This is a genomic window from Haloferula sp. A504 (assembly GCF_044385805.1).
Classification (GTDB): domain Bacteria; phylum Verrucomicrobiota; class Verrucomicrobiia; order Verrucomicrobiales; family Akkermansiaceae; genus Haloferula.
On sequence record NZ_JBISBU010000024.1, the window covers coordinates 59,251 to 71,513 of the forward strand.

14 protein-coding genes are annotated in these 12,263 nt (G+C 64.8%); 10 read left to right on the forward strand and 4 right to left on the reverse strand.

The window, feature by feature from the left end; genetic code table 11:
• Positions 1-146: 146 nt before the first annotated feature.
• Genes ACG2LG_RS12790 through ACG2LG_RS12800 form a run of 3 tightly spaced genes read right to left on the reverse strand, consistent with a single transcriptional unit; the run spans position 147 to position 3,847 of the window.
• On the reverse strand, positions 147-1,091 hold the full coding sequence (locus ACG2LG_RS12790; protein WP_396259557.1) for a DUF6807 family protein: 945 nt from the start codon (positions 1,089-1,091) through the stop codon (positions 147-149).
• Positions 1,092-1,105: 14 nt separating this feature from the next.
• Positions 1,106-2,074, reverse strand: coding sequence for a PmoA family protein (locus ACG2LG_RS12795; RefSeq protein WP_396259558.1), 969 nt, complete (start codon positions 2,072-2,074; stop codon positions 1,106-1,108).
• 21 nt (positions 2,075-2,095) lie between these two features.
• The gene (locus ACG2LG_RS12800) at positions 2,096-3,847 is read right to left on the reverse strand and encodes an arylsulfatase (protein WP_396259560.1); all 1,752 of its coding nucleotides are present in this window, start codon (positions 3,845-3,847) and stop codon (positions 2,096-2,098) included.
• A 55-nt stretch (positions 3,848-3,902) separates the two neighbouring features.
• On the opposite strand from ACG2LG_RS12800, the gene ACG2LG_RS12805 reads away from it, so the two are divergent.
• Complete coding sequence (locus tag ACG2LG_RS12805) at positions 3,903-5,195, forward strand: Gfo/Idh/MocA family protein (protein WP_396259562.1); 1,293 nt, start codon at positions 3,903-3,905, stop codon at positions 5,193-5,195.
• 1 nt (position 5,196) lies between these two features.
• On the opposite strand, the gene ACG2LG_RS12810 is transcribed toward ACG2LG_RS12805, so the two are convergent.
• The gene (locus tag ACG2LG_RS12810) at positions 5,197-6,531 is read right to left on the reverse strand and encodes a Gfo/Idh/MocA family protein (RefSeq protein WP_396259564.1); all 1,335 of its coding nucleotides are present in this window, start codon (positions 6,529-6,531) and stop codon (positions 5,197-5,199) included.
• Positions 6,532-6,643: 112 nt separating this feature from the next.
• Between ACG2LG_RS12810 and ACG2LG_RS12815 the strand changes: the two genes are divergently transcribed.
• The 9 genes from ACG2LG_RS12815 (at position 6,644) to ACG2LG_RS12855 (ending at position 12,221) form a co-directional block, all read left to right on the forward strand.
• On the forward strand, positions 6,644-7,483 hold the full coding sequence (locus ACG2LG_RS12815) for a DUF1080 domain-containing protein (RefSeq protein WP_396259566.1): 840 nt from the start codon (positions 6,644-6,646) through the stop codon (positions 7,481-7,483).
• 123 nt (positions 7,484-7,606) lie between these two features.
• Entirely contained in the window at positions 7,607-8,491 is an 885-nt protein-coding gene (gene dapA / locus ACG2LG_RS12820; protein ID WP_396259567.1) for a 4-hydroxy-tetrahydrodipicolinate synthase, read from the forward strand.
• 55 nt (positions 8,492-8,546) lie between these two features.
• Complete coding sequence (locus ACG2LG_RS12825; RefSeq protein WP_396259569.1) at positions 8,547-8,753, forward strand: type II toxin-antitoxin system VapB family antitoxin; 207 nt, start codon at positions 8,547-8,549, stop codon at positions 8,751-8,753.
• The gene (locus tag ACG2LG_RS12830; RefSeq protein ID WP_396259571.1) at positions 8,753-9,181 is read left to right on the forward strand and encodes a PIN domain-containing protein; all 429 of its coding nucleotides are present in this window, start codon (positions 8,753-8,755) and stop codon (positions 9,179-9,181) included. The genes ACG2LG_RS12825 and ACG2LG_RS12830 overlap by 1 nt, the downstream gene beginning before the upstream one ends.
• On the forward strand, positions 9,178-9,915 hold the full coding sequence (gene dapB / locus ACG2LG_RS12835) for a 4-hydroxy-tetrahydrodipicolinate reductase (protein ID WP_396259573.1): 738 nt from the start codon (positions 9,178-9,180) through the stop codon (positions 9,913-9,915). Before ACG2LG_RS12830 ends, dapB begins: the two co-directional genes overlap by 4 nt.
• Positions 9,916-10,009: 94 nt before the next feature.
• Positions 10,010-10,537, forward strand: a complete 528-nt coding sequence (gene folK, locus ACG2LG_RS12840) for a 2-amino-4-hydroxy-6-hydroxymethyldihydropteridine diphosphokinase (protein ID WP_396259575.1) — start codon at positions 10,010-10,012, stop codon at positions 10,535-10,537.
• Between the two features lie 57 nt (positions 10,538-10,594).
• Positions 10,595-11,362 (forward strand): 3-methyl-2-oxobutanoate hydroxymethyltransferase, encoded by a 768-nt coding sequence (gene panB / locus ACG2LG_RS12845; protein WP_396259577.1) that lies wholly within the window; start codon positions 10,595-10,597, stop codon positions 11,360-11,362.
• Complete coding sequence (locus tag ACG2LG_RS12850; RefSeq protein WP_396259579.1) at positions 11,359-11,763, forward strand: peptide chain release factor family protein; 405 nt, start codon at positions 11,359-11,361, stop codon at positions 11,761-11,763. The genes panB and ACG2LG_RS12850 overlap by 4 nt, the downstream gene beginning before the upstream one ends.
• Positions 11,764-11,882: 119 nt before the next feature.
• Positions 11,883-12,221: an RHS repeat-associated core domain-containing protein gene (locus tag ACG2LG_RS12855; protein ID WP_396259580.1), complete on the forward strand. Its 339-nt coding sequence runs from the start codon at positions 11,883-11,885 to the stop codon at positions 12,219-12,221.
• The last annotated feature ends 42 nt before the right edge of the window (positions 12,222-12,263 follow it).

Here is a 12,263-nt window from a genome sequence, read left to right on the forward strand (position 1 = left end):
AGGCCACCTTTCCCGCTTGGGAAACCGTTGCAAAACGGCACGGCCCCGCCACCTTCCCGGTCATTTTGTTAGAAAGCAGTCGATGTGGCCGCCCGATGCGCGACAGCGTCGCGCGGTCCTTGCCGCATCCCCTTCCTCTCCGCCGGCTACTTCCACTCCTTCCAGAGCGCTTCCGCTTCGCCTGCCGTGAGGGCCCGGTCCGCCATGACGACCCGGTAGCGACGCGAGGCCACCTCGGGGCTGTCCTTGGTGAGGGCGAACGACTTCCTCATCACCGGGTTGAAATTGATGAAGGGATTGCCGTGATGCATCTTCGAGTTCCAGACGCGGAGCCGCTCGGCCGGATTGCCGTCCTTCTCCGCACCGCTGAGCATCAGGAAACTCGCCTTGTCATCCTCCGCCGGGCCGCTCACGAAAACCCAGCGGGCTTCCTGGCCATTGGCGCTGTCGCTGTCCTGCCCCCCGCTCGTCACCATCGCGCTGTTCTCCCCGGTCCAGCTCATCGGGCCACGCCACGAAAACCCACTGTAGCGGTAGGCCGTGATCTCCACCTCCTCGCCGGCCACCGGTGCATGCTCAAGCCCGATGTCGAGGACGTAGGCATCCTTTCCAAGACGCGAAAAGCGCAGGTTCACCGTTTCCGCAATGACGGGCCGATACTTCCCGTCGCGTTGAATCTGGATCTCGTTGCGGGCGGTGATCGAGACCGCATCGTCACTCTCGCCGGTAACCGTCGCGGACTTGGCGACATGGCACCCCTCGCCCTTCTGCAACTCCCAGGTGACATGCTTCTTGCCATCCACCGTGACCTGCTTCCACGGCCACCAGAGGCCGAGGTGGTGGAGGTGATCGCTCGGCTGAACGGCGGTCAGGTCGAACCCGGACGGGGTGGCCAGGGGGTCGACGTAGGCGCTGATCGGAAACTTCTCGATCCCGCCAAGGGGTTCCGCCGGCGGCTGGATCTGCCAACCGAAGACACACTTCCCTCCATCGACGATCTCGATCCGGGAATCACTGGTCTTCACTTCGAAGCCGGCCTGCACGGGAAGCAGCAGGCCGAGGGCCAGGGTCATGCGGAGGATGCGGATCATGATCGTTTGCGGGGTCACTTGCTGAAGGACTGCCAGTACTTGTCGAGGGGCGCCGCGGCAAGATCCGCCTGGACAAGCACCAAGCGGTAGCGCTGCTTGAGCGACTCTCCCTTCTTCAGAGTGAAGGCGTCACCCTTGAACTCCTTGTCCTTGTAGGAGCGCGGGCCGAAGGGGTTGGCGGCGAGCAGACCGTAGTCGCGGGCGTGCCACCACGTCGGATGGCGCAGGTTGGAAGGATGATCCATCAGCGCGATCACCGTCGGGGTGCCCGCGGAGTCCGGGCCGTGGAAGGCGACCCACTTCGCCCGCTTGCCCCAGGCATCGCCACCGGTCAGCCCCTCGCTGTTGGTGATCCCGCCCTTGGCCACCGCGCCCTTCATCCGGATGGTCGGGGCGACCCGGATGGCGAACGACCCTTCCTTGGTATCTCCGAAGACGACGTCCTTGTCCGTGGCTTTCAAATCACAGCTCACGTCGATCACGCGGTCCCGGCCCTCGACCTGGATCGAATAGGTCCGCTGCTCGGAAAGCAGCGGCTTCTGGTCCTTGCCCCGCCATTCCAGATCGACCGTGAAGGTGAGCACCTTGCCGCTCGAATCGATCTCCGGTTCACCCACGAAACCCTTGGTGACCACCCGGCAGCCCTTCGGCTCGTGCCAGAAGTCGTTGCCGTTGATGTCGCCGTGGGTGAACCAGAAGCCGATGTGATGCGGGTGGTCCTTGGCCTCCCCCGCCACGTCCTTCTCGAAGGGATACCGCCGGGTCAGATGCGTCCCATCGGGACTCATCAGCGGGTAGAGGCAGGGCAGCCACTTGTCGTTCCGGTACTCGGTGAAAAGCCTGCCGTCGATTTCCACGCGAAGCCGGTCGCCATCGCGGGTGGCGGTGATCTCCGCCCCGAGCGGCAGGATCGCGGAAAGACAAAGGCAGAGTAACAGACGCATGGGCTGGGTGGAAATACGCCACCAAAGGTCGGATCTCACCGAAAAATTCGAAAACCGGAATCAGCGCTCGGCGGGATCCAGGCGCTCAAGCGTGAGCAGCCGGAACTCCAGCGCCTCGCCCCCCGGGATCTCGAGCGCTTCCAGCCGCAGTTCACCGTCGCCTGCCGAAAGCTCCAGCGTTCCGGCCACCAGCGGCTTGAAGTCCTTCACATACGACTCGCTGCGCGGCGCATGATCCTCGGCTTTTCCCACCTCCGGCGGATCGTGGGCCTCGGCAATGGTGAACTCGAGGGACTCATCCTTGAAGCGCAGCGCCATCCGGGCCCCGGCTTCCCTGGCCGCATACCAGACGGTCGCCCGATAGCGGCCCGGTGCCTCCACCCGGCCTGCCCAGTGCAGCGCATCCCCGGTGTCCTTCCAGTTCAGGTAGTACGAGCAGTTCGGGTGGATGCTCGACCGCTTCAAGCCACCGGTCGCCTGCGCGTCACGAGCCGGCAATTGGGTGATCGCCAGATCCGGATGAGTCAGGATGAAGGGCCGGTCGTCGTCGCGATACCCGGGAAGGAATTCGCGACGATGCTTCTCCGCCGCTTCCCCGAGGCGGGCGAGCACTTCCGGGTGCTGCTTGTTCACCGGCTGGCTCTGCCCCGGATCCTCGACCATGTCGAAAAGCTTGCCCTGAGCATCGAGGCGGAAGCGCTGACTCCGGGCACTGACCTTGTTCTGCCACTGCTGGATGAGGATGCGCTCCGGCCAGGCGGTCTCCGGATCACGGATCAAGGGGGCGAGGCTGCGGCCATCGAGCGGCTTCTCCGAACGTTCATCGAGCCCGGCCAGCTCGCAGAGCGTCGGCAGCAGGTCCCGGGCCGAGGCGATCTGCGGCACCCGGGTGCCCGCCTTGATCGAGGCCGGCCAACGCACGTAGAGCGGGCTCCGCACGCCTCCCTCGTTGGTCGACCCCTTCTTTCCCTTCATCCCCCCGTTCCAGCGGAATCCGTTCGGTCCGTTGTCGTGAAACCAGACGACGATGGTGTCGTCGGCCACCCCGAGCCGGTCGAGCTGGTCGAGCAGACGACCGACATTCCAGTCGAGGTTTTCGCACATCGCGAGGGCGCAGCGTTGATGGTCGGTCACCTCGCGACCCGGGGCCGTGGACTTGAGCTGCCTGTCCTTGAAACGCTCCCAGAAGCGGTCGGGCACCTGCATCGGCGAGTGCGGGGTGTTGTAGGGCAGGTAGGCGAAGAAGGGCTTTCCGGCCTTCACCGATCCCTCGATGAAGTTGATCGCCCGCTTGGTGAAGTCGTCGATGCAGAAGCCCTCGCCCTTCACGATGCGGCCGTTGTGGTCGAGCATCGGATCGAAGTAATGCCCCCAGTGGCCACTACAGAAGCCGTAGAACTCGTCGAAACCCCGGGCACTCGGATGGTAGGGACCCTGCATGCCGTTGTGCCATTTGCCGAAGGCCCCGGTGCGGTAGCCCGCCGCCTTCAGGATCTCCGGCAGGATGGTTTCATCGAGATCGAGCCGCTCGCCGCCGGCCGAGGTCGAATACACGCCGCCCCGGGCATGATGGCGACCGGTGAGGAACTCCGCACGCGTCGGCGAGCAGACCGGACAGACGTAGAAGCGGTCGAAGCTCACGCCCTGCTGCGCCAGCGAGTCGATGCGCGGCGTGGCCAGGTCCTGGTTGCCCGAGCTGGAGAGGTCGCCCCAACCCTGATCGTCGCTGAGGAAGACCACGATGTTGGGTTGGGCAAAACACCACCCGGCGAGGACCGGGATCAGAAAAAGAATGGCGGAGAATCGAATCATCGGAGAAGCGGGGAAAGGTCGGAGAACGCCCTGTCGTAACCCGAAGACGCATCCCATGAAAAGACGTCACTTCATCCAACGCTCCGCCGCCTTCTCCGTTCCTCTCATCGTTCCGGCCTCCGTGCTGGGCAAGGGTGGCACCACCGCCCCCTCCGAACGCGTCGGCGTCGGCCTGATCGGCTGCGGCGGCCAGGGTTCCGGCGTCTTCAACGGGATGCTCAACCTCAAGGAGGTCCAGGGCCTCGCGGTCTGCGATCCCGACGCCCAGCGGATGAACAAGGCGAAGGACAACGTCGAGAAGCGCTACGCCAAGGAGAAGGAAAGCGGGAGCTTCAAGGGCTGCGACACCCATGCAGACTTCCGCGAGCTTTGCGCCCGCGAGGACATCGACGCCGTGGTCGTCGGCACCCCGGACCACTGGCATGCCGTCACGGCTCTTGCCGCCCTCCGTGCCGGCAAGGACGTCTACTGTGAAAAGCCGGTGACCCACCTCTTTGCCGAAGGCCAGGCGCTTTACAAGGAGGTCGCCAAGCGCGAGGCGATCTTCCAGACCGGCTCGCAGCAACGCTCCGACACCCGCTTCCGGGTCGGGGCGGAGATCGTCCTCAACGGCCTGATCGGCAAGATCAAGCACGTCGAAGTCGGCCTCCCGACCGGCAAGGGCACCGACATCGAGGGCAAGGAGGCCCAACCGATCCCCGACCACCTCGACTACGACATGTGGTGCGGCCCGAGCCGCCTGCTCCCCTACAACGAGAAGCGCCTCCACTGGAACTGGCGCTGGTGCCTCGACTACGGTGGCGGCCAGCTCATGGACTGGATCGGCCACCACAACGACATCGCCCACTGGGGCCTCGGCCTCGACAAGAGCGGCCCGGTGCAGGTCGAAGCCAAGGGCTTCCGCTATGCCGACAAGGGCATGTACGACCAACCGCTCGACTACGAGGTGCTCTCGACCTACGCCGACGGCTACACGGTCTCGATTTCCAACAAGAACACGATGGGCTGCAAGTGGATCGGCGAGGACGGCTGGGTCTACGTCAACCGCGGCAAGATCGACGCCTCGAACAAGGAGTGGATCCGCGAATCCTTCGACCGCGGGCCGGTGAAGGCCTACGCCTCACGCGACCACCGCCGGAACTTCATCGAGGGGGTCCTCACGCGGAAGGAATGCATCTGCCCCGCCGAGACCGCCCACCGCTCGATCACGCCCGGCCACATCGGCTACGTGTCCGACGCGCTCAAGCGCCCGCTGAAGTGGGATCCCATCAAGGAGGAAATCGTCGGTGACCCGGAGGCCGACAAGCTGCTCAAGAAGATCGACTACCGCGGCGAGTGGAAGATCTGATTCATCCCAACTCCCAGCCCTTTCGCCGGGGCATCCGAATGTACTGCGGGGCCTCGCGATTTCCCGGGGCTTCGCCCTTTTCGGCATCCCACTCGATTTTGCCGCCGAGGCGGATCGCCAGGTTGCCGATGTGGGTCAGCTCGTTGAGACCCGCCGCATACTCGAAGCCCGACGACACCGGGCCCTCGCCCTTGCAGGCCGCCGCCCAGATCATTTCGTGGCTGCCACGCAGGTTCGGCAGCTCCGACTTGATGCCCGCCGCCTCCTTCTTCAGCGATGCCGGCAGCAGCGTCAGGCTGTTGCCCGGATAGGTCCCGTGGGTGATCATCCCCTCCGAGCCGATGATCACCGCCCCGCCCTGGTCGTCGCCCGGCTTGTGGTCACCGGTGATCTCGTCGGCCTCCGCCGGACGCAGGCCCGAATACCAGTCGAGCTGGAGCGGCGCCATCAATCCCCTGGCCGGAAACTGGTAACGGATGTGCGCCTTGTCGGGATGCACGTACTCGTTCTCGCCCTCGATCATGAGCCTTTCCACACTGCTCGGAGCCGTGAGGCCCAGCGCCCAGCACGAGGCATCCAGGGTGTGCACCCCGCGGTCGCCCATCATCCCGCATCCGTAGTCCCACCACGCCCGCCAGCGCGCCGGGTGATAGGTCGGATGATACGGACGCACCTCGGCCGGACCGCTCCACAGGTCCCAGTCGAGCGTGTCCGGCACCGGAGGAGTCTTCGAAGGCGGTGTGTCCGTTAGAGTGGACCATCCCGCATGACCCCACGGCCGGTAGGTCAGGCTGCACCACGCGATCACCCGCTCGACCTTGCCGATCAATCCCGCGCGGACCCAGTCGACCACCTTTCGCGCCCCGCCCGAGGAATGGTGCTGGTTGCCCATCACGGCCACGCAGTCCTTCGCCTCGGCCGCCGCGGCCGCCAGCAGGCGCGACTCGTGGATGTCGTGCGTCAGCGGCTTCTGGCAATAAACGTGCTTGCCCGCCTTGAGGGCGGCCATCGCGATCGACGCATGGGTGTGATCGGGTGTGGCGATCATCACCGCCTCGATGTCGTCCTGCTTCTCGAGCATTTCACGGAAATCGGTCCACCGTTTCGCGTCCGGCCACTTGTCGAAGCTGCGTTTCGCCACCACCTGGTCGACGTCGCAAAGGGCGACGATGTTCTCCGCCGCGAGATTGGTCAGGTTGTTGAAGCCCATTCCGCCGACACCGATTCCCGCGATCCGGAGCTTGCGCTTCGGGGCGGCCGCCTGGGCTAGCAGAGGGTGGCTGACTGCCGCGGCCGCCAGGCCGGTCTTGAGGAAAATGCGCCGGGATTCGTTCATGGTTCGGAGGGGTCGGAAGATTCGCATTCATCCCTACGAGACCGGCGGGACGGGATTGTCACGAACCCGCATGAGACCTTGATCCGGACCGCGCTTTCGGCAAACTTGGTCCATGACCAACCGCCATGGATTGCTGCTGGCAAGCGCCGCCCTGCTCCTGACCCCCGCCTTCGCCGAACCCGTCGTCAAAAAAGAGATCCGGGTCGAGAACGGCAAGAACGTCGAATACATGTGGATCGACGGCATCAAGGTCCACGAAACCGACCCGGAAAAGCAACCGCAGCCGGAGGTGGTCACGCCCCCTGCCTACGATCCCGCGGCAGCCAAGCCGCCGGAAGGTGCCACCGTCCTCTTCGACGGAACCCAGGCCTCGATGGAGAAGAACTGGGAGTCGGTGAAGAAGGACGCCAAGCCGTGGAATCTGGTCGACGGCGCCATGGAATCGGTCAAGCGCGCCGGCTACATCCGGACCAAGGACGAATTCGGCTCATGCCGCCTCTACCTCGAATTCGCCACGCCCTCGACGGTGAAGGGTGAGGGCCAGGGCCGCGGCAACAGCGGTGTGTTCCTGATGGGCCGCTACGAGGTGCAGATCCTCGATTCCTACGAAAACACGACCTACCCCGACGGCCAGTGCGGCGCGATCTACGGCCGCGCCGTGCCGAAGGTGAATGCCAGCCGCCCGCCCGGTGAATGGCAAAGCTACGACATCACCTTCCACCGCCCGATCTTCGACGACGAAGGCAACGTCACCCGTCGCGCGCGCTTTACCGTGATCCACAATGGCGTGAAGATCCACGACGACGTCGAGCTGTGGGGCGGCACCGGCTGGCGTGGCCCGCACTCGATCTCCGAGTACGAGGCCCACGGCGACACCGGTCCGATCTCGCTCCAGGACCACGGCAATCCGGTCCGCTTCCGCAACATCTGGATCCAGCCCATCGAAGACTGAGCAGGCGGCTGCGGCATCCCTGCCGCAGGCCGTCCCGGCGGCATCCTGCCGCCTTCCTGCATTTTCCCCGCGGACCCATCTTCGGTGTTGGACCTTGAGCGTTCAGCATTCAATCTCCCGCGCATGAGCTTCCGAGGCACCTACACCGCCCTCATCACTCCCTTCCGCGACGGGGCCGTCGACAAGCCCGCCTTCCAGGCCCTCATCGACCGGCAGGTCGCCGCCGGGATTGACGGAATCGTGCCGGTCGGCACCACCGGCGAGTCGCCGACCCTCGACCACGACGAACACATCGACGTCATTGCCCTGGCGGTCGAATACGCCGCCGGGCGCTGTCAGGTGGTCGCCGGCACCGGAGCCAATTCCACCTCCGAGGCCATCACCCTCACCCAGGCCGCCGAACAGGCGGGCGCCACCGGCACCCTCCAGGTCTGCCCCTACTACAACAAGCCGTCCGCCGAAGGCCTCTACCAGCACTACAAGGCGATCGCCTCGGCGACCTCGCTGCCGATCATGCTCTACAGCGTGCCCGGCCGCTCCGCGATTCCCATCCCGGTCGAGGTCGCCGCGCGCCTCGCCGCCGATTGCCCGACGATCACCGCCATCAAGGAAGCAGGCGGCTGCGTCGATCGCGTCAACCAGCTCGTCCAGGCCCTGCCCGACGACTTCGCCATTCTTTCCGGCGACGACCCCCTCACGGTCCCATTCATGAGCTGCGGCGCGGTGGGCTTGGTCTCGGTCGCCTCGAACCTCGTCCCCGATGTCATGGTCCGCCTCGTCCGCGCCTGCCTGAACGGCTCCTTCGACGAGGCCCTCGCCATGCAGAAGCAGTGGTATCCCCTCTTCCGCGGCCTGATGTCGCTCGATACCAACCCGGTCCCGATCAAGGAAGCGGTTGCCCTGCAAGGCCACTGCACCAACGAATTCCGGCTGCCCCTCGTCGGACTCGCCCCGGAACGCCGCGACTCGCTGCAGGCGCTGATGCATGATTTCGATCTCCTCTCTTGAATCGAAAAGATGATTTTTTAATTGAATTTTTCATCTTTTGGATTCAATTGGCCTCATGAGAATCACCGTCGACATCGAATCCGAGATTTTGGAAGACGCCATGCGGTTGACCGGGGAAACCAAGAAAGGTCCAGCCATCGTCAAGGCCGCCCAAGAGTTCATCCGGCGGGAGATGGCCAAGGAATTCGGGCGGATGGTCATGGAAGGCGAATTTGGTGACTATCCGATGACCAACGACGAGATCGAGGCCTGCGACCGCTGATGGTCCTCGTGGACACCAGTGCCATGGTCGAGTTTTTCCGCCGCGCGGGAAAGCTCGAGGTCAAACTGGCGGTGCGCGGCCTGCTGGATGCCTTCGAAGCGACCCTCTGCGGCCCCGTCGAGCTCGAATTCCTCGGCGGGGCCCGTCGCGACGAGAAAAACCGCATCCAGGCATGGCTCAACATCCTCCCCTACCTGCGGAATGATCAGAAGCTGTGGCGCAAAGCGGCCGAAACCTACTCCCGCCTCCGCGCCGAGGGCCTCACCGTGCCGTGGAACGACGCGCTCGTCGCCACCCTCGCCCTCGAAGCCGACTGCCGCGTCTATGCAGTGGACAAGCACTTCACCGCCATGGCACCCATCCTCGGCCTGCGCCTCTACACCCCCGGCTACGCAGGCACCTACCGGCCGGAAAAAGAAGAACCATGAACTCCATCCTCGTCACCGGAAAATCCGGCCGCATGGGCCAGGCGGTCATCGCCGCCGTCGAAGAAAACCCCGATACCGAAGTCGCGGCGACCCACGACGTCGGCGAAGACCTCGCCGCGGCCATCGCCAAGGCGGACACGGTCATCGACTTCACCATCCACTCCTTCACCCGCGAGCTGCTGCGGGCGGCCCTCGAAAGCGACACCCGCCTCGTCATCGGCACCACCGGTCACACCGACGACGAACGCGCCGCGATCGTCGAAGCCTCGAAGCAGCTGCCCATCGTTTTCGCCCCGAACTTCTCGGTCGGCGTCAACACCCTCTTCTGGCTCACCCGCAAGGCCGCCCAGGTGCTCGGCCAGGACCGCTTCGACATCGAGGTCACCGAAATGCACCACCGCCACAAGATCGACGCCCCCTCCGGCACCGCCCGCCGCCTGCTCGAGATCCTCAACGAGGAAACCGGCACCTCCTACGAGGACGATGTGAAGCACGGCCGCTTCGGCATCACCGGCGCCCGTACCCGCAAGGAGATCGGCATGCACACGCTGCGCGGCGGCGACGTGGTCGGCGACCACACCGTGATGTTCGCCGCCGACGGCGAGCGCGTCGAACTCACCCACAAGGCCTCGTCGCGCATGACCTTCGCCGCCGGTGCCACCCAGGCCGCCGCCTGGCTCGCCGACAAGCCTGCCGGTCTCTACGACATGCAGGATGTGCTGGGGTTGACGTAAGACAAAAGACTGGAAGACAGAAGACACAAGACCCCTGGCCAATCAGCTCTTCCATCTTCTGTCTTCAAATCTTCCGTCTCCCGCGAAGCGAGCCATGTCTTCCGTCTTCCAGTCTTCTGTCTCTCACTCGGCCGGCCTCGCCCTCGGTTCGAACCTCGGCAACCGCCTCGCCCACCTCCGGCAGGCCCGCGACCGCTTGCGGAAGATGTCCGCGGACGGCCTGCTTCAGGCACCGATCTATCAAACGGCTCCCGTCGCCTGCCCCGAGGGCTCGCCCGATTTCTACAACACGGTCGTCGAGATCCGCTTCCAAGGCTCGCCGCAGGAACTCCTGGCTGCCGCCCTCTCCCTCGAGCTCGAGCTCGGCCGCGATCGTTCCGCCGGCCCGAATGCGCCCCGGACCATCGACATCGACCTGCTCTACTTCGGCCACGAGACGATTGCCGAAGCCGACCTCGAACTCCCCCACCCGCGCCTGACCTCGCGTCGCTTCGTCCTCCAACCGCTCGCCGACATCCGCCCGGACCTCGTCCTTCCCGGCGACCACTCCACCATCGCCGAGCACCTCGCCCACCTCGACACCAACGAACCCGACCTCGCCCTCGTCCAGGCCGCGTGGTAGTCGATCTCTTGGAACTTGGAACTTCTCACTTGGAACTTGGAGGCGCAGCCTCCTCCCATGACCGGCGTCGAAAAAGCCCAGGCCCTGCGCGATCGGAAAGGCGGCGCCCGCATCGCGGCGCTCACCGCCTACGACTACCCGACCGCCCGCCTGCTCGATGAATCCGGCATCGACCTGATGCTCGTCGGCGACTCGCTCGGCATGGTCGCGCTCGGCTTCCCCGACACCACCCACGTCACGCTCGAGCACATGCGCCACCACGTCGCAGCGGTCGCCCGCGCCGAACCCACCGCCCTCGTCCTCGCCGATCTCCCCATCCACACCTATCCCGACCCCGACACCGCCGTGGCGAATGCCCGCCTCCTCGTCGAAGCGGGTGCCGAGGCCGTCAAACTCGAAGGAGGAATCCGCCAGGCCGACAAGGTCCGGGCCATCACCGAAGCCGGCATCCCCGTATGTGGCCACCTCGGCATGCTGCCCCAGCGGGTGCTCGAGGAGGGCGGATACCACAAGAAGGGCAGGACGCCGGAACAACTCGATGCCCTCAGGGAAGGCGCTTGGGCACTGATCGAGGCGGGCGTCTTCGCCATCGTTCTCGAAAGCGTCGTCCAGGAAGCCGCGGGCGAACTCACCGCCACCCTCCCGGTGCCGACCATCGGGATCGGCTGCGGCGAAACCACCTGCGATGGAGAGGTGGCCGTGGTCACGGATCTCATCGGCAGCTTCCCGTGGTTCGTCCCGCCCTTCGCCCGCCCCGAGGCGGACGTCGCTCACTCGATCCGGACCGCCGCCGCGGCCTACGTCCAACGCGTCCGCCAGCCTTGATCTCCCCCGAAAAATGGACCGCGCTCGAGACGCGGATGGCAACCCTCGGCATCATCGACGAGGAGCTGACCGAGAAATTCATCCTCGGCTCCGGCTCCGGGGGCCAGAAGATCAACAAGACCCACTCCTGCGTCTATCTCAAGCACCACCCGACGGGCATCGAGATCAAGTGCCAGTCCTCGCGCTCGCGCGAGCTGAACCGCTACCACGCCCGCCGCGAACTCTGCGACGAACTCGAGGAGCGCCGCCTCGGGCGCGAATCAAAACGCCGCCAGCAGATCGAGAAGATCCGCCGCCAGAAACGCCGCCGCTCCCGGCGGTCGAAACAGAAGTCCGTCGAGGACAAGCGGCTTCTCTCCCGCAAGAAACAGCTCCGCAAGCCACCGGCGCGGGAGGAATGAAGCCCCGTTCTGGATGCCATCGCGTCTGGACGTCCCTCGCCTTTGCGCCGTCTCGACGAATCCCGCATCGCCACTCCGAGCTTCCCTGTTCCCCACGCTTCATGTATTGACTTCCCCGAATGGGATACTTCCCTCTCCAACCCGGACCCTCGAAACCGTCACGACGCGAATCTGACGTAGTGACAGAATACGGCTACAGATACTACGACCCTGTGATGGGGAGGTGGCCATCAAGGGATCCGATAGGGAAAAGAGGTGGGATGAACCTGTATGGATTTGCTTTGAATAGGCCGTTGGGGTTCGTGGATATCCTCGGACGGGAGCCACGGCGGATTGAGGTTGCTGAGGAAGACGATGATGATCCTTGGTGGTGGCCAGAGCAAGAAGCTCCTAAAGATGGCGGCGCTAGCCCGGATTTCTCATACCGAGAATTGAGGGCGGTTGGAGTTTTGGTGTAAGTTGTTGGTGTTCAAATCAATGACTCACACACAAAACCCAAC

What these genes read in the sequence shown, in the direction of transcription:
- ACG2LG_RS12825 (WP_396259569.1), top strand. Translation starts at nt 8,547, where the DNA reads ATGAGAATCACCGTCGACATCGAATCCGAGATTTTGGAAGACGCCATG.
- dapB (WP_396259573.1), top strand. Translation starts at nt 9,178, where the DNA reads ATGAACTCCATCCTCGTCACCGGAAAATCCGGCCGCATGGGCCAGGCG.
- ACG2LG_RS12800 (WP_396259560.1), bottom strand. Translation starts at nt 3,847, where the DNA reads ATGATTCGATTCTCCGCCATTCTTTTTCTGATCCCGGTCCTCGCCGGG.
- dapA (WP_396259567.1), top strand. Translation starts at nt 7,607, where the DNA reads ATGAGCTTCCGAGGCACCTACACCGCCCTCATCACTCCCTTCCGCGAC.
- ACG2LG_RS12805 (WP_396259562.1), top strand. Translation starts at nt 3,903, where the DNA reads ATGAAAAGACGTCACTTCATCCAACGCTCCGCCGCCTTCTCCGTTCCT.
- ACG2LG_RS12830 (WP_396259571.1), top strand. Translation starts at nt 8,753, where the DNA reads ATGGTCCTCGTGGACACCAGTGCCATGGTCGAGTTTTTCCGCCGCGCG.
- ACG2LG_RS12855 (WP_396259580.1), top strand. Translation starts at nt 11,883, where the DNA reads ATGGGATACTTCCCTCTCCAACCCGGACCCTCGAAACCGTCACGACGC.
- folK (WP_396259575.1), top strand. Translation starts at nt 10,010, where the DNA reads ATGTCTTCCGTCTTCCAGTCTTCTGTCTCTCACTCGGCCGGCCTCGCC.
- ACG2LG_RS12790 (WP_396259557.1), bottom strand. Translation starts at nt 1,091, where the DNA reads ATGATCCGCATCCTCCGCATGACCCTGGCCCTCGGCCTGCTGCTTCCC.
- panB (WP_396259577.1), top strand. Translation starts at nt 10,595, where the DNA reads ATGACCGGCGTCGAAAAAGCCCAGGCCCTGCGCGATCGGAAAGGCGGC.
- ACG2LG_RS12810 (WP_396259564.1), bottom strand. Translation starts at nt 6,531, where the DNA reads ATGAACGAATCCCGGCGCATTTTCCTCAAGACCGGCCTGGCGGCCGCG.
- ACG2LG_RS12815 (WP_396259566.1), top strand. Translation starts at nt 6,644, where the DNA reads ATGACCAACCGCCATGGATTGCTGCTGGCAAGCGCCGCCCTGCTCCTG.